The organism is Leisingera sp. NJS201 (assembly GCF_004535885.1).
Lineage (GTDB): Bacteria > Pseudomonadota > Alphaproteobacteria > Rhodobacterales > Rhodobacteraceae > Leisingera.
In genome coordinates this window covers 2,534,775-2,556,053 of sequence record NZ_CP038234.1, presented here as the reverse complement: position 1 = coordinate 2,556,053, position 21,279 = coordinate 2,534,775, and the positions used below count along the sequence as shown (strand labels likewise).

Below are 21,279 nucleotides of genomic sequence, written 5' to 3'. Positions count from 1 at the left end.
TGTTCCTACGCATCCGGCGCGCAGAAGGCTGGACGGCCGCGTGGGGTTCAGGCCCCGCGAGGAAAGTCCGGACTCCATGAAGCAACGGTGCCGGGTAACGCCCGGGCGGGGAAACCCGACGGAAAGCGCCACAGAAAACAGACCGCCCGCCGGACCGGAGGTTCGCCAACGGAGCATTCGGCGGGTAAGGGTGAAACGGTGGGGTAAGAGCCCACCGCGCCGCTGGCAACAGGGGCGGCACGGCAAGCCCCACCGGGAGCAATGCCAAATAGGGCCCCGCGCAGGCAGGTCCCGGAAACGGGAAACCGCTGCTAGGCACGCTTCAGCCGAGAGGGGCCGGGTTGGCAGCTAGAGGCACGCAGCAATGCGGGCCCCAGATGAATGGCCGTCGAGCCCGGGATTACGGTCCCGGGGGACAGGATCCGGCTTACAGGCCTTCTGCGCATAATTACCCCCGAATCCTATTGACTTGGGGGCTGGGGCAGGTACAAGCCGGGCTTCAGATAGGAATTTACCGAGAGGCCCCTGCCTTTTCGGACGCAGGAGAAGCACCATGGCGAAGCCGACCACAATCAAGATCCGCCTGAACTCGAGCGCGGGCACCGGCCACTTCTATGTGACCAAGAAAAACGCTCGCACCATGACCGAAAAAATGGTTGTGCGGAAGTACGACCCGGTTGTGCGCAAGCATGTCGAGTACAAAGAAGGTAAAATCAAGTAAGCCTTTCCTTTGGAATGATTTCCGGAAACGGGTCGCGCCTGGCGCGGCCCGTTTTCTTTTACGCTGGCCTGACACTTCAGTTGGCCTGACACTTCGCGCGGCTGCTTCAAATTCTCGGAAAATGCCCGGCTGATTCCGCCGCGCGGCCACCTGCCGCGGCACGTTTGTGCCCCAATTCCCGCCTAGCCTTAAACCCGTGGGTTAATGAACAAACGGGTGGATGTGCTGTGAGGGTTTACATGATTGCGGCTGCACTGGCAGCGGGCGGGACGCCGGTCTCCAGTTCTTTTGATGCTGGGATGGCGGTGCCGCCGCCGCCTGCTGTCGAGGCACGGCATCTGCGGGCAGCATCGCCGGCCCCTTCCGGCGGAGAGCGGGCTGTGGTGGACAAAATCGTGCACCTGCAGGGGCGCAGACTGGCCTTGTGCCTGGTCCGATCTGGCAGTGCCGGAATGGCGGTTTTAAGCGTCCCGGAGGACAGTGCGGTGCCCAGCCTGCCAGAGATCCCAGCGGCTGAGTTCCTTGGTTTGGTCACAGAGGCTTCCGGCTGCCGCCCGGACGGAGAAGTGCGCAAAGTGTCGAGCCGCCGGGGCACAATCGCCGTCTCCACCGGGCTGGACTGCGCCGCTCCGGGATCCTGACGCCACAGATCTACACTAGGCGCGCCACTCGGCCATAGTCAGCACCGGATCCATTCCCATCCCCTGCATCAGCGCGGCTGAGGCGGTGTTGAAGGGCGCATAAGTGGCTGCAACCACTGTGGCGCCCGCCGCCAGTGCCTGTGCCCTCATCGCCTCGACCAGCGCCTTGCCAACCCCCATCCGGCGCCAGGCTTCGGTCACCGAAATATGGTGCAGCATGGCGCGGGTTTCAGCCGCGCGGACGGGCAGCGCCGGCCGGTTCTGCAGCTCATAGATCAGATAGCCCAGCAGCGCCCCTTGCGGGCTTTCTGCGGCCAGCGCAAAGATGTTCTCTTCCCGCAGCCACTCCTGCAGCCATGCGGCCAGATCAGTGCTGCCAGGGGCCGGTGTGTGGCGCTCTGGCTGATGTGCTGCGTGCAGCGCATGCAGGTCCTGCAACAGCGGCAGCAGACGGTCTGCCTCCACCGCGGGAATCTCGATAATCTTCATGGGGTCATCCCTCTTATTGTTGTTGAAACGAAAAGGGGCGGATCGTTGTGACCCGCCCCTCGCTGACTTTGGAATGTGTTGTACGCTTATTCGCGGTTTCCAAGCAGCTGGAGCAGCATCATGAACATGTTGATGAAGTCCAGATAAAGGCTGAGTGCGCCCATGATGGCGGATTTTGCCAGCCATTCCTGGTCGCCCGAATGGGCCATCTGCAGGTAGTCGTTCTTGATCCGCTGGGTGTCATAGGCGGTGAGGCCCGCAAAGATCAGCACGCCGATCACCGAGATTGCAAAGGCCATCGCCGACGACGCCAGGAAAATATTGACGATCGAGGCCACGATCAGGCCGATCAGACCCATGATCAGGAAGGCGCCCATGCCGGACAGGTCTTTCTTGGTGGTGTAACCGACCAGCGACAGGCCTGCAAAGGCGACGGAAGTGATCAGGAACACCTGCACGATGCTCTCGCCGGTGAACACCAGGAAGATCGAGCTGATCGACAGGCCCATCACGGTGGCGAAGACATAAAACAGCAGCTGGACGCCGGCCGCGGACATGCGGTTTGCGGCAGCGCCGATGCCAAAGACAAAGGCCAGCGGTGCAAACATGACGACCCATTTCAGCGGCGAAGCATAAAGCGCATGGCCGATATTGGTCAGATATTTATCCGCGCTCAGCTGCGCCACGGCATTGGCCGGGTCCGCAGTGACGGCCAGGCCGGAAATGGCCCAGGCTGCCAGGAAAGTGATGAACGTGCCTGCGGCCATGGTGCCGTAGACCTTGTTCATATGGGCGCGCAGGCCCTCATCAATCTGCGCGGCGCGGGCGCCGGCGGCAGACCGGATGGTGTCGAATTGTGCCATCTTGGGTGGTCTCCGTAAATTACTCCCTTGCTGCCGGCGCACGAGCCGGGCCGTGGCCGGCAGCATTCCCGCTAAATATCGGGGGAACAGCGTTCCGGTTCAAGTATTTCAGGGCAATAAATACATGAAAAACGAGGAAACGGGCCGCCGGCTGGCGGCCCATCTCAAATGCGGGCGTCAAATCGGGCTGCAGTGGTCTCAGCGGGACCAGTGATCCGGCGCGCTCCAGAATCCGCGCCGGGCCTCGGCGTCTGCTTCTGCGCGGGTCACGCCGATGTCGTCCAATGCGCGGGTGTCCAGCTTGGCCAGCTGGCGGCGCTGCGTCCAGACCTTCAGGTGCAAACGCAGGCGGGCAGCCAGCGAAAGCTGCGGTTTTGCGGCAGGGCGGGGTGTGCAGCGGGAGGAGGTTGCAGGGGTCATGGCGCGGATCCTTCAGTTACGTTTGTGATGCGTCCCTTTTGGGTGATCAATTGTGTTGATGAATATGGCGTCTTGTGGCACATTTTAAAAACGAATGTTTTTGATACAATGCATCAGGTGCTGTGATGATAAGAAATCTCGATATTACCACGCTCCGCTCTTTTGTGGCGGTGGCGGACAATGGCGGCGTGACCCGGGCTGCCGGTTTTCTGCATCTCACTCAATCGGCGGTCTCCATGCAGATGAAGCGGCTGGAGGAGCTTTTGGGTTTAAGCCTTCTGGACCGCTCCGGGCGCACCATTGCGCTGACAGCGGAAGGCGAGCAGATGCTTGGCTATGCCCGCAGGATGGTGGCGCTGAATGACGAAGTGATCGGCAGGCTGACAGACCAGGCCTTTGAGGGCGAGGTGCTGCTGGGGGTGCCGCATGACGTGGTGCATCCGGTCATTCCGCAAGTGCTGAAGCGGTTCAATCTCAGCTACCCGCGGGTGAATGTGAACCTCTGCACTTCCAACACCCGCGACTTGAAGACCGAATTCTCGCGCGGTGCCTTCGACCTGATCCTAACCACGGAAAACGGATCAGGCGAGGGCGGTGAGACGATCCACAGCATGCCGTTGCGCTGGGTCGGCGCGCCCGACGGATCGGTCTGGCGGCAGCGTCCGCTGCGGCTCGGCTTCTGCCGCAACTGCAGTTTCCGCCCCGTGGCTACTGCGGCGCTGGATAAGGCGGGTATCGAATGGGAGATGGCGCTCGACAGCGATTCCGACCGCACCGTCGAGGCAACGGTCAGCGCCGATCTGGCGATTGGTGTGCTGCTGGAGGGCACCCAGCCGGGTTATCAAGAGCTTGTCGAACAGGGCTGCGGCCTGCCGGACCTTCCCATGCAGCACATCAACCTTTATGGGGCCGAGCGCGTGCGCGCACCCTATGTCGAGGAGCTGGCCGAATTTATCCGCCAGGCATTTCAAGGGCTGTGGTCGGCGCCGCTGCGCGCTGCCAGTTGACGCGTTGATGCTCCGGCACCGGGCGGGGGGAAGCGCGGCTCCCTCCCTTGTCTGGTCAGCGGTTGCGGCCCATGGTGATCACCACCTTGCCGGTGGACTTGCGGCTGCGCAGCAGCTCCAGCCCCTCGGCCGCGCGGTCCAGCGGCAGGGTATGGCTGATATGCGGTTTGATGCGGCCTTCGCCGTGCCAGGTAAACAGCGTCTCAAAGGACCGGCGCACCGCTTCGGGCCGGAATTTCATGTAGCCGCCCAGATAGAAACCGATCACTGTCAGGTTCTTCACCAGCAGGTGGTTGGCCGGAATTTGCGGCACCTCGCCGCCGGCAAATCCCACCGGCAGCAGCCGAGCGCCGGGATTGGCTGCGCGGAAAGCGGCTTTCCAAACATCGCCGCCCACAGCGTCATAAACCACATCGGCCCCGCCCAGTGCTTTCACAGTGCTGCGCAGGTCTTCACCGGCATCGACCAGGTGATCCGCACCGGCAGCGGCAGCCACCTCCAGCTTATCCTGCCCGCGGGCCTGGGCAATAACCGTTGCGCCCATCAGCTTGCCGATTTCAACAGCCGTCAGCCCGACGCCGCCGGCGGCGCCTGTTACCAGCAGTGTCTCGCCCGGCTGCAGGCGGGCGCAATGATCCAATGCCATGTGGCTGGTGCCATAGGCGATCTGCATCGCCGCGGCGTGCTCGAAACTCATCGCATCCGGGATCCGGATCAGTTGGGCTGCGTCAAAAACTCCGGCCTCAGCCAGCCCGCCGGAACCGCCGAACAGCGCAACCCGGTCGCCAGGAGCAAACCCTTTTGTGCCTTCACCCAGTTCCGTCACCACGCCTGCCGCTTCCAGTCCCAGGGTAAAGGGAGGCTCGGGCGTGTCCTGATAGCTGCCCTTCATCATCAGCAGGTCAGCAAAGTTCAAACCGCAGGCCCGCAGCGCAACGGCAGCTTGGCCAGGGCCCGGCGGCGGGACGTCTGTTTCCGTCAGCGACGCCGGACGGTCAAAGGCCGGAACTTGAAAAGCCTGCATGTTTTTTCCTCAGCTTCCGCGGGAATCTGTGTGATTCGCCACCTTACACTGGCGGGGTGCTGCGCCTGGCCGCACCTCGCTATTTCTGGGGAGGTACGTGATCGGCAGCCGCTTGGCAACAAAACCTTTAGAAAAATGATACATGAAATCATGCGCTTGAACGTGCGGTCCGCGCACGGGGCGACGGCAGCCTTGCAATCAATCGCAAGGGTTGTACACTTTTGCTCAGAGGTTGAGCTTAGATCGCTCTGATGGGGAACCGTGTTCCGGCAAAGAATTGAAGCCGCCAGAACAGGTTATAGGAACGCAGCAGTCCGGGTTGCAGCCGGATTTTTGGAATTAGGAGAAACGCATGGCTCATCCAGTTGACGTGCATGTGGGAAAGCGCATCCGCCACCGCCGGTGGCTGATCGGCATGACACAGCAGCAACTCGCCGAGCAGGTCGGCATTAAATTTCAGCAAATTCAGAAATACGAGACCGGTGCCAATCGGGTCAGCGCCTCGCGGCTCTGGGATATTTCCGACGCCCTTGAGGTGCCGGTGAGCTTCTTCTTCGAAGGTCTGCAGGAAGAAGGCAAATCCTCGTCGGATAAAGCCTCCGTTCCGGAAGACCTGATGGGCGACAAGGAAGCTCTTGATCTGGTGCGCTCCTACTATGCAATCCCGGAAAACCAGCGCCGCCGCCTGTTTGAGCTGGCACGCGTGCTGAGCGACGTCGCCTGAAATCCTGACGGCGAATGAAGGGTAATAACAAGCGCAAAACCTGCGATGCCAGGGTTTGCGCTTGCAATAGTGCCGGGTGAGTGGCACCCGTATTGGTATGACACAGGCCGCTTTTCCCGATCTTGACGTTGCACACAGGATGGCAGACGCAGCCCGCGCCGCCATCCTGCCGCATTTCCGCACATCTTCGCTGACCGCTGAGAACAAACTCGACGGCGGGTTTGATCCGGTCACGGTTGCGGACCGCGCTGCCGAGCAGGCGATGCGGGCAGTGCTGGCGGAGTTGCGCCCCGATGACGGAATTCTGGGCGAAGAGTTCGGCACCAAGCCGGGGACTTCGGGCCGCACCTGGGTGCTGGACCCGATTGATGGCACCCGCGGTTTCATCAGCGGTACGCCAACCTGGGGCGTGCTGATTGCGCTGTCGAATGAAAGCGGCCCGTTCCTTGGGGTAATCGACCAGCCCTATACCGGCGAGCGTTTCTGCGGCGGGCCGGAAATTGCTTCCATGACCGGCCCGTTAGGCAAAAGACCTTTGCAGACCCGCGCCACTGCGGCGCTGGAAGACGCCATCCTGTTCACCACATTCCCGGAGGTCGGCACACCGCAAGACCGCGCTGCGTTCGAACGGGTCTCGGCCCGCGCCAAACTGACCCGCTATGGCACCGACTGTTATGCCTATGCGCTGGTGGCGGCAGGACAAGTGGATCTGGTGATCGAGGCCGGTCTCAACGCTTATGACATTCAGGCGCCGATAGCGCTGATCCAGGCGGCGGGCGGAATTGTCACCGACTGGCAGGGCAACCCGGCTCACAACGGCGGCCGTGCCCTGGCCGCGGCCAACGCGGATATTCACGCGGCTGCTCTGGAACTGCTGCAACAGACGTAAACGGGTTGAAATTGGCGCCCCCGGCCTTTAGTTTCCCGGCAGGCCGGTTCTTCGCCCGTTTTCCACCGGTCAATCACACATTCCTCTGAAGCGGGCTGTCTTTTGGAGTGTGTGTAAATGACAGAGATCCTGATACAAAATGCCGATACCATCCTGACAATGGATGACACGCGCCGTGTGCTGCATGGCGCCGACGTGCTGATCCGCGGCGGTAAGATTGCCGCCGTGGGGCAGGGGCTGCAAACCAGCGGAGATATTGTCTCCGGCCGCGGATGCGTGGTGACACCGGGGCTGGTCAACACCCATCACCATCTCTACCAGAACCTGACCCGCGCGGTGCCGGGCGCCCAGGATGCGCTGCTGTTCGGCTGGCTGCAGCGGCTCTATCCCATCTGGGCGCAGTTCACCCCGGACGAGATGTTCGTCTCTGCCCAGCTGGGCCTGGCGGAGCTGGCGCTGTCGGGCTGCACGCTCAGTTCCGACCACCTGTACCTATACCCCAACGGCGCGCGGCTGGAGGACACTATCCATGCCGCCCGCGATGTGGGCCTGCGCTTTCACCCGACCCGCGGCGCGATGAGCATCGGCGAAAGCGACGGCGGATTGCCGCCTGACAGCCTGGTCGAGAAAGAGCAGGCCATTCTCGACGACATGATCCGGGTTGTTGATGGCTTCCACGATGCAGGCGAAGGGTCCATGTGCCGCGTCGGCCTGGCGCCATGCTCGCCGTTTTCGGTCAGCCGCGAGCTGATGCGCGATGCCGCACTGCTGGCCCGTGACAAAGGCGTGATGCTGCACACCCATCTGGCCGAAAACGACGAAGACATCGCCTATTCCGAGGCCAAATTCGGCTGCCGCCCCGGCCAGTATGCCGAAGAGCTTGGCTGGACCGGCGATGATGTCTGGCATGCCCATTGCGTGAAGCTCGACGTGAAAGAGATTGACCTTTTTGCCAGAACCCGCACCGGGGTTGCCCATTGCCCCTGTTCCAACTGCCGTCTGGGCAGCGGCATTGCCCCTGTGCGCGCAATGCGGGACGCCGGGGTTCCTGTGGGGCTGGGCGTGGACGGCTCCGCCAGCAACGACATGGCCGGCCTGGCGTCAGAGGCGCGCCAGGCCATGCTGCTGCAGCGGGTTGCCAATGGCGCCGACGCGATGAGCGCTTATGAAACGCTGGAGATCGCCACCCGCGGCGGCGCCGATGTGCTGGGCCGCCCGGATTGCGGCCGCCTGGCACCGGGCAAGCGCGCCGATATCGCGGTCTGGGACACCACAGGCATTGCCTCCAGCGGCAGCTGGGATGCCGCAGCGCTGCTGCTGGCCGGTCCGTCCCAGGTGAAACACTTGTTTGTCGAAGGCAAGCAGATCATCCGCAGCGGCGAGATCACAACGCTCGACCTGCCGCAGCTGATCGAACGCCACGGGAAACTGGCGCGGGCGCTGGCTTCATCTTTCTGAAAATACTCAAGGCTGAGGCGCATCAGCGCCTCTGCTCAACCGGTCGCCCGCCAATCCAGACCTCGGCAATGGCGCGGTCGTCGCCCATCATGATGGTGGGGAACACCGCCTCCCACAGATCCTTGGCGCGCGCTGACCGCTGCGCGATGGCGGGGGCTGAGGCCAGATCCAGCACCACTAGATCCGCCTCCATGCCGGGGGCGATATTGCCGATCTTTGCCTCCATCCGCAGCGCCGTGGCGGATCCTTGGGTCGCCAGCCACAACAGCTGTGCTGCATGCAGCGGCGTGCCGCGCAGCTGGCCGATCTCATAGGCCGCCGCCATGGTGCGCAGCATCGAAAAGCTGGACCCGCCGCCGGTGTCAGTGGCAAGCCCGATCCGCTGGCCCTCGGCCATCAGCCCGGCCATATCGAACAGCCCGGAGCCGATAAAGGTGTTCGATGTCGGGCAGTGGATCAGCGCCGCGCCAAAGTCCCGCAACCGGTGCCGTTCACGCTCCTCCAGATGGATTGCGTGGCCATAAAGGCCCCTGGCGCCCAACAGTCCGAACTCCTCATAGGTGTCCAGATAATCGCGGGCTTGCGGAAACAACGACCTGACCCATTCGATTTCATCAGTCTGCTCGCTCAGATGCGTTTGCATCAGGCATTCCGGGTGCTTGCCCCACAGTGCACCCATTGCCTCCAGCTGCGCAGGGGTGGAGGTGGGCGAAAACCGCGGGGTAATTGCATATTCCAGCCGGTCCACACCGTGCCAGCGCCCGATCAATGCGTCTGAAACGTCATAAGCCGACTGCGCGGTATCCCGCAGTTCCTCCGGCGCGTTGCGGTCCATGCAGGTCTTGCCCGCAACCACCCGCTGCCCGCGCGATTGCGCGGCCGTGAAAAACGCATCCACGCTTTCGGGATGAATTGTGCAATAGCTGCAGACCGTGGTGGTGCCATGTGCGGCAGTCAGGTCCAGATACCTGTTGGCAATTCCGTCTGCATAGGCGCGGTCGCCGAACCGCATCTCCTCCGGGAAGGTATAGCTGTTCAGCCAGTCGATCAGCCGCTTGCCCCAGCTGGCGATAATCGCGGTCTGCGGATAATGCACATGGGCGTCCACAAACCCTGCCATGATCAGCTTGCCGCTGTGGTCCACGGTTTTCGCCGCAGGCAGCAGCGCCTGCATTTCTGCCAGCGGCCCTGCACCCGCGACCTTGCCGTTTTGCACCGCCACCGCGTCCAGCAGACGGGCCGCGTCTTCGGGCCGGTCCGCGGCAAAGGGAGAGCCGGCAAAAGACAGTACGTGCCCTTTCAGGATGTAATCGGTGCCCATTCTTCCAACCCTTTCCTTGCAAAATGGCTCTTGGCAGGATACCCGCCGCATCAGCTCCGGTAAATTATCCCGATGTCATTGTTTTCCGGTAGCCGCTTCTTCTACTTTGCAGGCAGACACTAAAAAAATACCCGGGGGCAACACATGAGCAGCGGCGACAACATCACCGGCGATCTGTCTCAGGACGACTCCTATGACCTGGACCGCAAATTGGTTGCCCGGATTCTGGGTGCGGTGGAGCAGGGCGATCAGCAGGCGCTGACGGATCTTCTCGAAGACCTGCACGCAGCCGACATCGCCGACCTTCTGGAACAGATCGATGCCAGCGACCGGGCGCGGCTGATCCGGCTTTACGACCGTGAGTTCGACGGCGAGATCCTGTCCGAACTGGACGAGTCGATCCGCGAAGAAGTCATCGAGACGCTGAACCCGCTGGTTCTGGCCGACGCGGTCAGGGAGATGGAAAGCGACGATGTCGTCGACCTTCTCGAAGACCTTGAGGTGCCGCAGCAGGAAGCCATTCTTGAGGCGCTTGAAGATGCCGACCGGGTCGCGGTTGAGCAATCTCTGAGCTATCCGGAAAACTCGGCCGGCCGCTTGATGCAGCGCGAAGTGGTGATGGCGCCTGAGCATTGGAATGTCGGCCAGGCCATTGATTTTATGCGCAACTCGGATGATTTGCCAGAGCAGTTCTATCACGTGGTCCTGGTTGATCCGCGTCTGCATCCGATTGGCAATGTCACCCTTGGCCGGATCATGGCCACCAAACGCCAAGTGCCGCTGACCGAACTGGTCGAGGACACCTTTCAGGTGATCCCCGCCGATCAGGACGAGGAAGACGTGGCTTATGCCTTCAACCAGTACCACCTGATCTCGGCGCCCGTGACCGACTCTGAGGGGCGTCTGGTCGGTGTGATCACCATCGACGATGCGATGATCGTGCAGGACGAAGAACACGAAGAAGACATCCTGCGTCTGGCCGGTGTGGGCGAGGAAAGCTCGCTGGCGGACCGGGTGATTGAAACCACCAAACGCCGGTTCCCCTGGCTCGCTGTGAATCTGGTCACGGCGATATTGGCCTCGCTGGTGATTGCGCAGTTTGAAGCAACCATTTCGCAGTTCGTGGCCCTTGCGGTGCTGATGCCGATTGTCGCCTCGATGGGCGGTAATGCCGGCACCCAGTCGCTGACGGTTGCCGTGCGCGCGATTGCCACCCGCGACCTTACCGGCTCCAACGTCTGGCGGGTGATCCGCCGCGAAGTGCTGGTGGGGCTGGTCAACGGGGTGATCTTTGCCATTGTGATGGGTCTGGTGGGCCTCGCTTGGTTCGGCTCGCCGATGCTGGGGGTCGTGATTGCCGTCGCTATGGTGATCAATCTGGTCGTGGCAGGGCTGGCGGGCACGGTGATCCCGGTTCTATTGGAGAAAGCCGGTATTGACCCGGCGCTGGCCTCAGGCGCTTTTGTGACCACGGTGACCGATGTGGTCGGGTTCTTTGCCTTCCTCGGGCTTGCCGCAACTGTTTTGCTGTAGGAGACCGCGATGACGGATCTGACTGAAATCAAGGCCGCCGCCCGCAAGGCCGCCTTTGCCCGCCGCAAGCTGGCGCATGCCCGCAATATTCCAGGTGCCGCAGGCCATCTGTCCGAGGTGCTGGCCGGGTACCGTGGTGTGCCGCTGTCGGGCTTTCTGCCGATCCGCACCGAGATCGACCCGGTGCCCGCAATGGCCGAAGCGGCAGCGCACGGGCCTGTTGGCGTTCCGGTTATCATGGGGGCGGGCCAGCCGCTTAAATTCAGCCGCTGGCAGCCCGAAGGCCCGCTGCGCGACGGCCCTTTTGGCGCCATGGTTCCCGAGGCGGATGACTTTTTCGAGCCTGAGATCCTGGTGGTGCCGCTGGTTGCCTTTGATGCCAAGGGCGGACGGCTGGGTTACGGCGGCGGCTTTTATGACCGCACGCTGGAATTGCTGCGCGGCAAGCGGGCGACGCTGGCGATCGGCTTTGCCTTTGACGCGCAAGAGGCCGAAGACCTGCCGCTGGAACCCACCGATCAACCGCTGGACATGCTGATTACCGAAAGCCGGATCCTGCAATTCAGCCGCTGACGCTGGCCGCGCGACCAAGATTTTTCGAAAAATCTTGGCAAAACTTTTCAGAAAAGTTTTGCGCGCCTGCCGCAGGCCTTGTTCTGCCGTCCGCATCCGCGTACCACGCCCGCATGCGAATTCTGTTTCTAGGCGATGTGATGGGCCGCGCGGGGCGCAGTGCCATTACCGAAAATCTGCGGCGGCTGCGCCAGGACTGGCGGCTCGATTTTGTTGTGGTGAACGGCGAAAACGCCTCCAACGGCATGGGGCTGAGCGGCGAGCACGCCAAACTGCTGCTGGAGGCCGGCGTTGATTGCCTGACCCTGGGCGACCATGCCTTTGATCAAAAGGACATGCTGCAGTTCATTGAGAAGGAGCAGCGCATTATCCGGCCGCTGAACTTTGCCAAAGGCGCACCGGGCCGCGGCTTCCGGCTGTTCCAGGCCCCGGGCGGGCGCAAGGTGCTGGTGGTGCAGGTGCTGGGCCAAGTGTTCATGAAGCGCGCTTTCGATGATCCCTTCGGCGCGGTTGAGGCGGTGCTGAAATCGCACCCCCGGGGCGGGCTGGCACAGGCCATCATTGTGGATGTGCATTGCGAAGCCACCTCCGAGAAGATGGCGATGGGCCATTTCTGCAACGGGCGTGCCTCGCTGGTGGTCGGGACCCATACCCATGTTCCAACGGCTGACGCGCAGATCCTGTCCGAAGGCACCGGCTATCTGACCGATGCCGGCATGTGCGGTGATTACAATTCGGTCATCGGTATGGACAAGGCCGAGCCGATGCGCCGCTTCCTGACCGGAATGCCCAAGGCGCGCTTTACCCCTGCAAACGGCGCGGCCACCCTGTCCGGCGTGTTTGTCGAGACCGACGACCGCACAGGTGCTGCCAAGCAGATTCGCATGGTGCGCAACGGCGGCCTGCTGCAGGAGGCCGCCCCTGACGGATTGCCTTTCCGCCCCGCGGTGCAGCTTGTGGCGGGATGAATTGCCGGTGCAGCCGCGATTTTCCGCATAAATTCCCGAATCCAGGCCTCCGCAGCTGGGCGGGCGCGGAAATTCTTGCTCAGGCCAAGGGTTTCAGGGAAACTGCGCGATGGCGGAGCGTGCAGCAGCGCGCTAAACCCGTCTGAAACAATAAGGCATCGTCACGGTATATGCAGTTTTTCCAACTAGGTGATTCCGGCAGCGCGGTCCTGGCGATAGCCATTGTTCTGGCCATGTTCGTGGCTTTTCTGCGCGAAACCTATCCCACCGAAGTTGTGGCGCTGACCGGCGTTGCAGCAATGCTGGCCACCGGCGTTTTGCCCTACAATCAGGCGTTGCCGGTGCTGTCCAACCCGGCGCCTTGGACCATTGCGGCGATGTTCATCATCATGGGTGCCTTGGTGCGGACCGGTGCGCTGGATGCCTTCACTCAAATCGCCAAAAAGCAGGCCGAGGTGAGCCCCAAGCTTGCGGTTGCCTTGCTGATGGCCTTTGTGGTTGCGGCCTCTGCCGTGGTGTCAAACACGCCAGTGGTGGTGGTGATGATACCAGTGTTCATCCAGATCTCCCGCACCCTGAAGGTTTCCGCCTCCAAGATGCTGATCCCGCTCAGCTATGCGGCGATCCTAGGCGGCACGCTGACACTGATCGGAACCTCGACCAACCTGCTGGTGGATGGTGTTGCGCGGGCGCAGGGCCTGCAGCCTTTCACTATTTTTGAGGTCACGCCGCTGGGCGTGATCCTGGTCATCTATGGCATGATCTACCTGCGCTTTATCGCGCCGCGTTTGCTGCCGGACCGTGACAGCATGGCCATGCTGCTGAGCGACAAATCCAAGATGAAGTTCTTCACCGAAGCGGTGATCCCTCCCGAAAGCAACCTGATCGGCCGCGAAGTCACCGGCGTGCAGCTGTTCAAACGCCCTGGCGTGCGGCTGATCGACGTGATCCGCGGCGATGACTCTTTGCGCCGCAACCTCATGGGTGTGGAGCTGCAGGTCGGCGACCGGGTGGTGCTGCGCACCCGGATGACCGAGCTGTTGAGCCTGCAAACCAACAAAGAGCTCAAGCGGGTGGATCAGGTTTCCGCCGTCGAGACCGAAACCGTCGAAGTGCTGATCACGCCCGGATGCCGCATGGTGGGCCGCAGCCTTGGCGCCATGCGCCTGCGCCGCCGCTACGGCGTCTATACCTTGGCGGTGCACCGCCGGAACCAGAACATCGGCGTGCAGCTGGATGACCTCGTGGTGCGGATCGGCGACACCCTGCTGCTGGAGGGGGCGCCCGCCGATATCCAGCGTCTGGCCTCCGATATGGATCTGGCCGATGTCTCGCAGCCGACCCAGCGCGCCTACCGCCGCAGCCACGCGCCGATTGCCGTTGTTGCACTGCTGGGGATTGTTCTGCTGGCCGCCTTCGGCGTGGCACCTATCCTGATGCTGTCCCTGCTGATGGTGTCGCTGGTGTTCGTGACCCGCTGCATCGACGCGGACGAGGCGTTCTCCTTTGTGGACGGGCGGCTCCTGGCGTTGATTTTTTCGATGCTGGCCATCGGCGCCGCGCTGGAAAGCTCTGGTGCGGTTGCCCTGATCGTCAACGCCATTGCCCCCGGCTTGTCGATGCTGCCGCCGTTCCTGCTGGTCTGGGCGGTCTATCTGCTGACCTCTGTCTTGACCGAGCTGGTTTCAAACAATGCTGTGGCCGTTGTGGTGACCCCGATTGCCATTGGCCTGGCCCAGGCAATGGGCGTGGATCCGCGCCCCTTGGTGGTGGCCGTCATGGTCGCCGCCTCGGCCTCTTTTGCCACCCCGATCGGATATCAGACCAACACGCTGGTTTACGGTCCTGGCGGTTACAAGTTCACCGATTTCCTGCGTGTCGGCATCCCGCTGAACCTGACCGTCGGCATGGTTGCGTCCTTGATCATTCCATTTTTCTGGCCGCTCTGACACCACCGGATGCCCATGGTGATGGCGGTTTTCCGCTTCGCCAGCATTTGTTTACGTGAAATTGTTAAAGCCGGGCCCATATGAAACAGAGAGTATTTCAAGGGGTGGCAAAGTGGATTTCAGAAAACTGTTCCTGATCGCGGTCCTGGGTGGATCAACAGCCATTGTGCTGATGTCGCAGGCCTGGGCGGACCGGCACCCACAGCCTTCAAAAGTCTCCGCGCAGTCCGCAAAATCCTTGTGAAAGGATTTTGGCAAAACTTTTCCTCAAAAGTTTTAGACCCCGCTACAATGGCCAAAACACCAGGATTGCCGGAATAGAGACGGCAATGACCAGAACCTCCAGCGGCAATCCCATCCGCCAATAATCGCCAAAGCGGTAACCGCCAGGACCCAGCACAAGCGTGTTGTTCTTATGTCCGATCGGCGTCAGGAACGCCGCCGAGGCGGCAACCGCCACCGCCATCAGGAACGGATCGGGGGATACCCCTAGGGACTCCGCCATCTGAATGCCCACAGGTGCCGCGACAATGGCTGTGGCGGTATTGTTCAGCACATCCGACAGCGTCATGGTCACCACCATCAGCACCGTCAGCACCGCCCAGGCGGGCAAGCCTTCGGTCAGGCCTGTCAGCGCATTGGCAATCAGAGCGGTGCCGCCTGAACTGTCCAGCGCCGCCCCCAACGGGATCATCGACCCCAGCAGCACCACAACCGGCCATTCCACATGATCATAGATCTCCGCCACCGGCAGGATCTTAAAAAAAACATAACCGATCGCCACCAGTCCCAGGGCCACCGGCAGGTAGATCAGCCCGGCCGAGGCCGCTAAAACCGCAGCGGCAAACAGGCCGATGGCGGCCCAGGTTTTGTCATTTGCCGTCACCGCCAGCCCGCGCTGCGCCAGCGGCAGGCAGCCCAGCCAGTCGGTCACATCGGCACTGCGCCCGCGCGGGCAAAGCAGCAGCAGAATGTCGCCTGCCTCGATCTCTGCCTGCCGGATATGTTTAGTGATCCGCCGGCCTTGACGGGAAATCCCCAGCAGCACCGCGCTTTGCCGCCAGGCCAGTCCGATCGACTGGGCGCTGCGCCCGCGCACGCGGGCCGCTTCCGGCACCACGACCTCAACCAGCTCAAGCCCGTCGCCTGCAGCGGTCAGCTTTTCCTGCCGGGCGGCGTCGGCAAAATCCAGTTTCAGGGCACTGCGGAACTCATCAAGTGCCTCCGGTTCGGCCTCGATCACCAGCGTATCCCCGTCCCGCAGCGTCGCAGCGCTGGCGCGGCCATAGCGGCGCTTGCCGTCCCGGATCAACCCGATGATCGCCACATCCGCCTTTTCGGCCTCTTCGTCCAATTCGCCCAGCCGCTTGCCGGTCAGCTCTGACCCTTCGCCCACAGTCAGCTCAGCAATATAGGGCGCCAGCTGCGCCTCGGACGCTCCCGCTGCATTCTCCCGCGCGGGGATCAGCCGCCAGCCGATCAGCGCCACAAAGGTAAGCCCCGCCAGCGCCGCGACGCCACCCACTGGGGCAAAATCGAACATCCGGAACGGCTCTCCCAGCCGCTCCTCCCGGATCGCGGCAATGATGATGTTGGGCGGCGTGCCGATAAGGGTCGCCATGCCGCCCAGAATAGTGGCAAAGGACAGGGGCATCAGGCTCAAGCCCGGCGCCCGGCCTGACTTGCGTGCGGTCTGGATGTCCACCGGCATCAGCAGCGCCAGCGCCGCAACATTGTTCATGAAGGCTGACAGCACCGCACCGACCCCGCCCATCAGAGCGATATGACCGCCCAACCCGCGCGCACTGTCCACCAATGTGCGGGTGATCAGAAACACCGCGCCTGACCGCACCAGCCCTGCGGACACAATCAGCACCAGCGCCACCACCAGCGTTGCCGGATGGCCGAACCCGCCAAAGGCATCGCCAGCAGGAACCACCCCCAGCACGACCCCCGCCATCAGCGCCGCAAAGGCCACCAGATCATAGCGGTAACGCCCCCATAACAGCAGGGCAAAAACGGCAGCAAATAACGCAAATAAAACAGCTTGATCATATGTCATCGGGCCAGCTTAACCCCGAAACCCCGCGGAGCAAGGGCCAAGCCGGGGCAGGGTGCTTGAAACCCGGTGCCGGCACGGGCTATATGGGCGCCAATTCAGATATTCAGCAGCAAGGATGCACCATGGCAGGCCATTCAAAATGGGCAAACATTCAGCACCGCAAAGGCCGTCAGGACGCGGCGCGGTCGAAACTGTTTTCCAAGCTGGCCAAGGAGATCACCGTGGCCGCCAAAATGGGCGACCCTGATCCCGACAAGAACCCGCGTCTGCGCCTGGCGGTCAAGGAAGCCAAAAGCCAATCTGTTCCTAAGGACGTGATTGACCGCGCGATCAAGAAGGCCGTGGGCGGCGACGCTGAAAACTATGACGAAATCCGCTACGAAGGGTACGGCCCCAATGGCGTGGCCGTCATCGTCGAGGCCATGACCGACAACAAGAACCGCACCGCCTCCAACGTGCGTTCGACCTTTTCCAAGAACGGCGGCAACCTGGGCGAGACCGGTTCGGTCGGCTTCATGTTCGAACGCAAGGGTGAAGTCACCTATCCGGCCTCTGTTGGCGATGCCGACACCGTGATGATGGCAGCAATCGAAGCCGGCGCCGAAGATGTCGAAAGCTCGGAGGACGGCCATATCATCTACTGCGCCGATACCGATCTCAATGACGTGTCAAACGCACTGGAAGCGGAACTGGGCGAGTCCGAGAGCACTAAGCTGGTCTGGAAGCCGGGCACCACCACCGAGCTGGATCTCGAAGGCATGCAAAAGCTGATGAAGCTGGTCGATGCGCTGGAGGACGACGACGACGTGCAGCGTGTCACCACCAACTTCGAAGCGTCTGACGAGGTCATGGCGCAGCTCTAAATTGTTGCAGCCGCGCAACGATGAAAGCCCGCCGCGCCTCCGGCGGGCTTTTGTTTTGGCGCACAGGCCACCTTTATCGGGCCACCCGTACCGCTCCGGGCTGCTGCTTCTTTCTGGTCGGAAATACCCCGGGGGTGAGGCCGCAAGGCCGAGGGGGCAGCGCCCCTACCTGCCGCCGCGCCGGGATCGGTCCAGCTTGCTGTACTTCAGAAAATTTCCGCGCGGCAGACACATCGGTATCAGCTCCAAGTGATTCACATAGTCGATCACATAGCAGTAATCCTTGCCGGTTTCTTCCTCGCGGCCATAGAGATACGGCCCGCCGCCCTCGAAATTGAAACACCGTTCCGAGACAGCCGGATAGTCCAGCCCGGCAGTGGCAGGCGATGCTGCCAGCCCCAGGCCCGCAGAAAGCAGATTATGCTCCATGCAAAACGTCCCCCGGCTGATGCCTGAAACGCTAGGGGGATGGTAGAGGCGGCAAGAGAAACCGGTTGCACGGCGGCTGGCCGGTCAATCGGTTACGACACCGCCAATTCGAAGGGCCGTGGCATCCGGTATCCATATCTCCCGGTGGGGGATGGCAAAGACCCTGTTGGCAAACTCGGCGCTCACCCCTTGCTGCAACAGAAAGGCGCGGTCCTTTTCCTGCTCCTTTTCCAGGTTTATCTGCGGCAGACCGCTTTCGAACTGCAAAGCATAGCTGTGAAAGCCAAGCTGCCCGTCCCCGCCAAGGCTGCGCCGGAGCCCGGCTGCGAACATCAATGTGCAGGCCGAAGCACACAGACCCTCTGCACGGGTGGAAAACCCCTGTTCGCGGATCAGTCTGGCGGCGCCACGGGCTTCGGCGATCAGACCGCCGGGACTGGTCAGGGTAATTCGCTGCAGCCCGGGATGCTGGAGGATCATCTGCTCAATCCGCCGTGTCAGGCCAAAGGTGATTTCACCTGCAAAGATCAGTGCGCGGCCGTCATTGGAAACTGTCAGCTTGTAAAGCGCTTCGCGCGCTTGCCGCCGCTGTTCGGCATAGACGGGTTCCTCCTTTGTCCGGGCAATCAACTGGGCGTCCCACCACAGGGTGACCGCCGCAAAACCCGCAAACAGCAGCACCAGATAACCGCCCCAGACCGGCGCCATCGCACCGGTGCTGCGTACATGCGCATCGGCACTGTGCAGAAAAATGCGGGCCTGCCACAGCAGAAACAGCCCGTCCGCCGCCATCAAAGAAAAGACCAGCGGTACCGGCAGGCTGACCCATTGGTTCAGCGCCAGCCAGATCAGCACAACCCCCGCGCGCGGCAGCAGCACCTGCAGGCCGAGGCTGCGGCGCAAGGAGGCTGGCGCCGGCATCAGCCGCACCGCCCGCCGCGGGCGGCACAATTTTCTTGCAAGAAAATTGGCCGGAAAATTCGAATTTTCCGGCTGCCGGCGGTGAGGGCTATTCTACAAATGCTGCAATCTCCTCGAGCGGTTTTTTCAGCTTGGCAACGGAGGGCACCATCGCGTTCTCTGCCGGATGGCCCGCGGCGATGATCATCGTCGGTTTTTCCGATGCAGGGCGGCCCAGGGCGCCATTCAGGAACTTCATCGGGTTCGGCGTGTGGGTAAGAGTGCACAGGCCCGCCGTATGCAAAGCTGTCAGTAATACGCCGGTGGCAATATTCACGCTTTCCGGCACGTAATAGTTTTTGTAGCGGCTGCCGTCCTCAAAAGCGCCCCAGCGCTGGGCGAAAACCACAATCAGCCAGGGCGCGGTGGTCAGATGCGGCTTGTCCGCATCGGTGCCGATCGGCTCCAGCGCCGTGATCCATTCATCGCCCGCACCGCCCGCATAGAACTTCTTTTCCTCTTCTTCAGCCTCGGCGCGGATCTGCGACTTCAGCTCCGGATTGGAAATCGCAGCAAAGAACCAGGGCTGATGGTTGGCCCCCGAGGGTGCCGTGCCGGCTGCACGGATACAGGTCTCGATCACCTGCCGCGGCACCGGCTGGCCGGTAAAGTCCCGCACCGAATGCCGCCGCCGCATATGGGCCAGGAACTCTGCTGCTTTTTCCTGCATTTCAGCGTCGGAGTACTCCGCTCGGTCCGGCAAGGGCAGGGGATCATAGCTGAGAGCGTCTTTTGAAAACATCGGCGGGCTTTCCTGTTTAGCATTGGGTCAAATACTGCCTAGCAGATTTCTGCACGGCGCGGGTCACCTCCGCAAGGGCAGGGGCCATCACCCGCGCCACCTGCCAGGTCAAGGGCACCGGCAGCGTGGTCTCAGGGATCAGTGGCACCAGCCGCCCGCTGCGGATATCGCCGGCGACCATTGCCAACGGATTCATACCCCAGCCCAGGCCGGCCGCGGCGGCATCAATGAAGGCCTGGGTCGAGGGCAGGTAATGAGCAGGCGGCGCCAGCTGCGGCGCCACATTCCGCTCCAGCCACAGCCGCTGCAGATTGTCCTTGGCATTGAAGATCAGGCACGGAGCGCGGGCGGCAGCCTCCGGAGTCACCCCTGCCGGAAACCAGCGCGCCATGAAGTCCGGATTGGTGGTTGCCACATAGTCCAGCGTGCCCAGCGGATGGGCGTCAAACCCGGTGACCGGCTTGGCGCTGGCCGTCACCGCAGCAGAGACCTCGCCGCGCTTCAGCCACTCCGCGCTGTGGTCCTGATCATCCACCAAAAGATCGAACAGCACCCCGTCCACCTCGGCCATCGCGTCAATGAACCAGCTGGCCAGGCTGTCTGCATTGACCGCAATCCGCAGCCGCACCGGGCCGTGATCCACCTCCAAAGCCAGTTCCCGCGTCAGCTGCGCCTCCAGCAGGCCGATGTCCTCGGCATGTTTGGCAATCCTGAGCCCCGCCGCTGTTCCGGTGCAGGGCGTGCCGCGCAGCACCAGCGCGGTGCCGATGCGGTCCTCCAGCGCTTTGATCCGCTGCGAAACGGCTGATGGCGTCACCCGCAAGGAATGCGCAGCGGCCTCAAATGTGCCAAGACGCAGCACCGCGCTCAGCGCCGCCATCTGGCTGGGATCCATCTGCATTAGCAACTCTAATCTGACTTAAGCTTCTTTAACTGGATTAATGGCGTGGCAGTCTCTAGTCAAACCCCAGCACAACGATGGAGACCACAATGCCCCCCAGCTTGCTTGCCGGATTTGCCCTGGGCCTTAGCCTGATAATGGCGATCGGTGCCCAAAACGCCTTTGTTCTGCGTCAGGGCCTGCGGCGCCAGCATGTGTTCTGGATCTGCTTCACCTGTGCGGGATCCGATGCGGTGCTGATCACTGCGGGTGTTTTCGGCTTTGGCTCGCTTGCGCTGGCAGTTCCGTGGTTTGAAAAGGCGATGCGGCTTGGCGGTGCGGCTTTTCTGATCTGGTACGGCGCCCGCGCCCTGCGCAGCGCCTGGCGCGGCGGCGAAACCCTGGACACGGCGGGCGAAGGCGCAGGCACTGCCCTGCTGCCGGTACTGGCCACGGTGCTGGCGCTGACCTGGCTGAACCCGCATGTCTACCTTGATACAGTGGTTCTCCTTGGCTCGATCTCAGCACAATACCCCGAGCCGCTGGTCTTTGCCGCCGGGGCCACCATCGCCAGCTTCACCTTTTTCTTCACGCTCGGCTATGGCGCCAGCCTGCTGGCTCCGGTTTTTGCCCGCCCGCGCGCCTGGCAGGTGCTGGATGCCATCGTCGGCCTGACCATGTGGGCGATTGCGCTGAAACTGCTGATGATGTGACGAACAGCATCTGTGCGCAGGCGGCTCTAACGCCTGCGCAGAAATGCGCT

The 21,279-nt window shown here is 62.3% G+C and carries 22 protein-coding genes and 1 other RNA gene; 13 read left to right on the top strand and 10 right to left on the bottom strand.

The genetic code is table 11. From position 1 onward, the window contains the following. Positions 1-20 precede the first annotated feature (20 nt). The 3 genes from rnpB to ETW23_RS12615 all read left to right on the top strand — a co-directional run bounded on the left by rnpB (position 21) and on the right by ETW23_RS12615 (position 1,362). An RNA gene (gene rnpB / locus ETW23_RS12625) (RNase P RNA component class A) lies at positions 21-446 on the top strand. A 107-nt stretch (positions 447-553) separates the two neighbouring features. Then, complete coding sequence (rpmG, locus tag ETW23_RS12620) at positions 554-721, top strand: 50S ribosomal protein L33 (protein ID WP_008554190.1); 168 nt, start codon at positions 554-556, stop codon at positions 719-721. 239 nt (positions 722-960) lie between these two features. After that, complete coding sequence (locus ETW23_RS12615) at positions 961-1,362, top strand: hypothetical protein (RefSeq protein ID WP_134830196.1); 402 nt, start codon at positions 961-963, stop codon at positions 1,360-1,362. A gap of 15 nt (positions 1,363-1,377) precedes the next feature. Here ETW23_RS12615 and ETW23_RS12610 read toward each other — a convergent pair whose 3' ends face one another. From ETW23_RS12610 to ETW23_RS12600, 3 genes are all read right to left on the bottom strand, one after another. Beyond that, entirely contained in the window at positions 1,378-1,851 is a 474-nt protein-coding gene (locus ETW23_RS12610) for a GNAT family N-acetyltransferase (protein ID WP_134830195.1), read from the bottom strand. 86 nt (positions 1,852-1,937) lie between these two features. Continuing rightward, positions 1,938-2,714 carry a Bax inhibitor-1/YccA family protein gene (locus ETW23_RS12605; RefSeq protein WP_129370382.1) on the bottom strand — a complete coding sequence of 259 codons (777 nt, stop codon included), beginning with the start codon at positions 2,712-2,714 and terminating at the stop codon, positions 1,938-1,940. 198 nt (positions 2,715-2,912) lie between these two features. After that, positions 2,913-3,134 carry a DUF1127 domain-containing protein gene (locus tag ETW23_RS12600; protein ID WP_129370383.1) on the bottom strand — a complete coding sequence of 74 codons (222 nt, stop codon included), beginning with the start codon at positions 3,132-3,134 and terminating at the stop codon, positions 2,913-2,915. Between the two features lie 125 nt (positions 3,135-3,259). Between ETW23_RS12600 and ETW23_RS12595 the strand changes: the two genes are divergently transcribed. After that, positions 3,260-4,141 (top strand): LysR family transcriptional regulator, encoded by an 882-nt coding sequence (locus ETW23_RS12595; protein ID WP_129370384.1) that lies wholly within the window; start codon positions 3,260-3,262, stop codon positions 4,139-4,141. 55 nt (positions 4,142-4,196) lie between these two features. Here ETW23_RS12595 and ETW23_RS12590 read toward each other — a convergent pair whose 3' ends face one another. After that, complete coding sequence (locus ETW23_RS12590; protein WP_134830194.1) at positions 4,197-5,165, bottom strand: NADPH:quinone oxidoreductase family protein; 969 nt, start codon at positions 5,163-5,165, stop codon at positions 4,197-4,199. Positions 5,166-5,517: 352 nt separating this feature from the next. On the opposite strand from ETW23_RS12590, the gene ETW23_RS12585 reads away from it, so the two are divergent. The 3 genes from ETW23_RS12585 (at position 5,518) to ETW23_RS12575 (ending at position 8,236) form a co-directional block, all read left to right on the top strand. Further along, complete coding sequence (locus ETW23_RS12585; protein ID WP_129370386.1) at positions 5,518-5,889, top strand: helix-turn-helix domain-containing protein; 372 nt, start codon at positions 5,518-5,520, stop codon at positions 5,887-5,889. A gap of 139 nt (positions 5,890-6,028) precedes the next feature. Beyond that, the gene (gene hisN, locus ETW23_RS12580) at positions 6,029-6,778 is read left to right on the top strand and encodes a histidinol-phosphatase (RefSeq protein WP_254695015.1); all 750 of its coding nucleotides are present in this window, start codon (positions 6,029-6,031) and stop codon (positions 6,776-6,778) included. Between the two features lie 117 nt (positions 6,779-6,895). After that, a complete protein-coding gene (locus tag ETW23_RS12575) occupies positions 6,896-8,236 on the top strand; it encodes an 8-oxoguanine deaminase (RefSeq protein WP_134830192.1) in 1,341 nt (446 codons plus the stop codon). 22 nt (positions 8,237-8,258) lie between these two features. On the opposite strand, the gene guaD is transcribed toward ETW23_RS12575, so the two are convergent. Beyond that, positions 8,259-9,557, bottom strand: a complete 1,299-nt coding sequence (gene guaD, locus ETW23_RS12570) for a guanine deaminase (RefSeq protein WP_134830191.1) — start codon at positions 9,555-9,557, stop codon at positions 8,259-8,261. A gap of 144 nt (positions 9,558-9,701) precedes the next feature. Here guaD and mgtE point away from each other — a divergent pair, with 144 nt between their 5' ends. The 4 genes from mgtE to ETW23_RS12550 all read left to right on the top strand — a co-directional run bounded on the left by mgtE (position 9,702) and on the right by ETW23_RS12550 (position 14,580). After that, the gene (mgtE, locus tag ETW23_RS12565; protein ID WP_134830190.1) at positions 9,702-11,090 is read left to right on the top strand and encodes a magnesium transporter; all 1,389 of its coding nucleotides are present in this window, start codon (positions 9,702-9,704) and stop codon (positions 11,088-11,090) included. Positions 11,091-11,099: 9 nt separating this feature from the next. Continuing rightward, on the top strand, positions 11,100-11,663 hold the full coding sequence (locus ETW23_RS12560) for a 5-formyltetrahydrofolate cyclo-ligase (RefSeq protein WP_134830189.1): 564 nt from the start codon (positions 11,100-11,102) through the stop codon (positions 11,661-11,663). A gap of 113 nt (positions 11,664-11,776) precedes the next feature. Next, complete coding sequence (locus tag ETW23_RS12555) at positions 11,777-12,631, top strand: TIGR00282 family metallophosphoesterase (protein ID WP_134830188.1); 855 nt, start codon at positions 11,777-11,779, stop codon at positions 12,629-12,631. A gap of 170 nt (positions 12,632-12,801) precedes the next feature. Further along, a complete protein-coding gene (locus tag ETW23_RS12550) occupies positions 12,802-14,580 on the top strand; it encodes an SLC13 family permease (RefSeq protein WP_129370393.1) in 1,779 nt (592 codons plus the stop codon). 286 nt (positions 14,581-14,866) lie between these two features. Here ETW23_RS12550 and ETW23_RS12545 read toward each other — a convergent pair whose 3' ends face one another. Beyond that, the gene (locus ETW23_RS12545; RefSeq protein WP_134830187.1) at positions 14,867-16,642 is read right to left on the bottom strand and encodes an SLC13 family permease; all 1,776 of its coding nucleotides are present in this window, start codon (positions 16,640-16,642) and stop codon (positions 14,867-14,869) included. Positions 16,643-16,764: 122 nt separating this feature from the next. Between ETW23_RS12545 and ETW23_RS12540 the strand changes: the two genes are divergently transcribed. Beyond that, positions 16,765-17,505, top strand: coding sequence for a YebC/PmpR family DNA-binding transcriptional regulator (locus ETW23_RS12540; protein ID WP_129370395.1), 741 nt, complete (start codon positions 16,765-16,767; stop codon positions 17,503-17,505). 165 nt (positions 17,506-17,670) lie between these two features. Here ETW23_RS12540 and ETW23_RS12535 read toward each other — a convergent pair whose 3' ends face one another. From ETW23_RS12535 to ETW23_RS12520, 4 genes are all read right to left on the bottom strand, one after another. Continuing rightward, a complete protein-coding gene (locus ETW23_RS12535) occupies positions 17,671-17,934 on the bottom strand; it encodes a hypothetical protein (protein ID WP_134830186.1) in 264 nt (87 codons plus the stop codon). Positions 17,935-18,018: 84 nt separating this feature from the next. Next, entirely contained in the window at positions 18,019-18,855 is an 837-nt protein-coding gene (locus tag ETW23_RS12530; protein ID WP_134830185.1) for a hypothetical protein, read from the bottom strand. Positions 18,856-18,943: 88 nt separating this feature from the next. Further along, entirely contained in the window at positions 18,944-19,636 is a 693-nt protein-coding gene (locus ETW23_RS12525; RefSeq protein ID WP_134830184.1) for a nitroreductase family protein, read from the bottom strand. A gap of 16 nt (positions 19,637-19,652) precedes the next feature. Next, positions 19,653-20,537 carry a LysR family transcriptional regulator ArgP gene (locus ETW23_RS12520; RefSeq protein ID WP_134830183.1) on the bottom strand — a complete coding sequence of 295 codons (885 nt, stop codon included), beginning with the start codon at positions 20,535-20,537 and terminating at the stop codon, positions 19,653-19,655. Positions 20,538-20,626: 89 nt separating this feature from the next. Here ETW23_RS12520 and ETW23_RS12515 point away from each other — a divergent pair, with 89 nt between their 5' ends. Further along, positions 20,627-21,229, top strand: coding sequence for a LysE/ArgO family amino acid transporter (locus ETW23_RS12515; protein ID WP_134830182.1), 603 nt, complete (start codon positions 20,627-20,629; stop codon positions 21,227-21,229). The last annotated feature ends 50 nt before the right edge of the window (positions 21,230-21,279 follow it).

Excerpts from the sequence above, each read along its gene's own strand:
- rpmG (WP_008554190.1), top strand. The coding sequence starts at position 554 with ATGGCGAAGCCGACCACAATCAAGATCCGCCTGAACTCGAGCGCGGGC.
- ETW23_RS12615 (WP_134830196.1), top strand. The coding sequence starts at position 961 with ATGATTGCGGCTGCACTGGCAGCGGGCGGGACGCCGGTCTCCAGTTCT.
- ETW23_RS12610 (WP_134830195.1), bottom strand. The coding sequence starts at position 1,851 with ATGAAGATTATCGAGATTCCCGCGGTGGAGGCAGACCGTCTGCTGCCG.
- ETW23_RS12605 (WP_129370382.1), bottom strand. The coding sequence starts at position 2,714 with ATGGCACAATTCGACACCATCCGGTCTGCCGCCGGCGCCCGCGCCGCG.
- ETW23_RS12600 (WP_129370383.1), bottom strand. The coding sequence starts at position 3,134 with ATGACCCCTGCAACCTCCTCCCGCTGCACACCCCGCCCTGCCGCAAAA.
- ETW23_RS12595 (WP_129370384.1), top strand. The coding sequence starts at position 3,260 with ATGATAAGAAATCTCGATATTACCACGCTCCGCTCTTTTGTGGCGGTG.
- ETW23_RS12590 (WP_134830194.1), bottom strand. The coding sequence starts at position 5,165 with ATGCAGGCTTTTCAAGTTCCGGCCTTTGACCGTCCGGCGTCGCTGACG.
- ETW23_RS12585 (WP_129370386.1), top strand. The coding sequence starts at position 5,518 with ATGGCTCATCCAGTTGACGTGCATGTGGGAAAGCGCATCCGCCACCGC.
- hisN (WP_254695015.1), top strand. The coding sequence starts at position 6,029 with ATGGCAGACGCAGCCCGCGCCGCCATCCTGCCGCATTTCCGCACATCT.
- ETW23_RS12575 (WP_134830192.1), top strand. The coding sequence starts at position 6,896 with ATGACAGAGATCCTGATACAAAATGCCGATACCATCCTGACAATGGAT.
- guaD (WP_134830191.1), bottom strand. The coding sequence starts at position 9,557 with ATGGGCACCGATTACATCCTGAAAGGGCACGTACTGTCTTTTGCCGGC.
- mgtE (WP_134830190.1), top strand. The coding sequence starts at position 9,702 with ATGAGCAGCGGCGACAACATCACCGGCGATCTGTCTCAGGACGACTCC.
- ETW23_RS12560 (WP_134830189.1), top strand. The coding sequence starts at position 11,100 with ATGACGGATCTGACTGAAATCAAGGCCGCCGCCCGCAAGGCCGCCTTT.
- ETW23_RS12555 (WP_134830188.1), top strand. The coding sequence starts at position 11,777 with ATGCGAATTCTGTTTCTAGGCGATGTGATGGGCCGCGCGGGGCGCAGT.
- ETW23_RS12550 (WP_129370393.1), top strand. The coding sequence starts at position 12,802 with ATGCAGTTTTTCCAACTAGGTGATTCCGGCAGCGCGGTCCTGGCGATA.
- ETW23_RS12545 (WP_134830187.1), bottom strand. The coding sequence starts at position 16,642 with ATGACATATGATCAAGCTGTTTTATTTGCGTTATTTGCTGCCGTTTTT.
- ETW23_RS12540 (WP_129370395.1), top strand. The coding sequence starts at position 16,765 with ATGGCAGGCCATTCAAAATGGGCAAACATTCAGCACCGCAAAGGCCGT.
- ETW23_RS12535 (WP_134830186.1), bottom strand. The coding sequence starts at position 17,934 with ATGGAGCATAATCTGCTTTCTGCGGGCCTGGGGCTGGCAGCATCGCCT.
- ETW23_RS12530 (WP_134830185.1), bottom strand. The coding sequence starts at position 18,855 with ATGCCGGCGCCAGCCTCCTTGCGCCGCAGCCTCGGCCTGCAGGTGCTG.
- ETW23_RS12525 (WP_134830184.1), bottom strand. The coding sequence starts at position 19,636 with ATGTTTTCAAAAGACGCTCTCAGCTATGATCCCCTGCCCTTGCCGGAC.
- ETW23_RS12520 (WP_134830183.1), bottom strand. The coding sequence starts at position 20,537 with ATGCAGATGGATCCCAGCCAGATGGCGGCGCTGAGCGCGGTGCTGCGT.
- ETW23_RS12515 (WP_134830182.1), top strand. The coding sequence starts at position 20,627 with ATGCCCCCCAGCTTGCTTGCCGGATTTGCCCTGGGCCTTAGCCTGATA.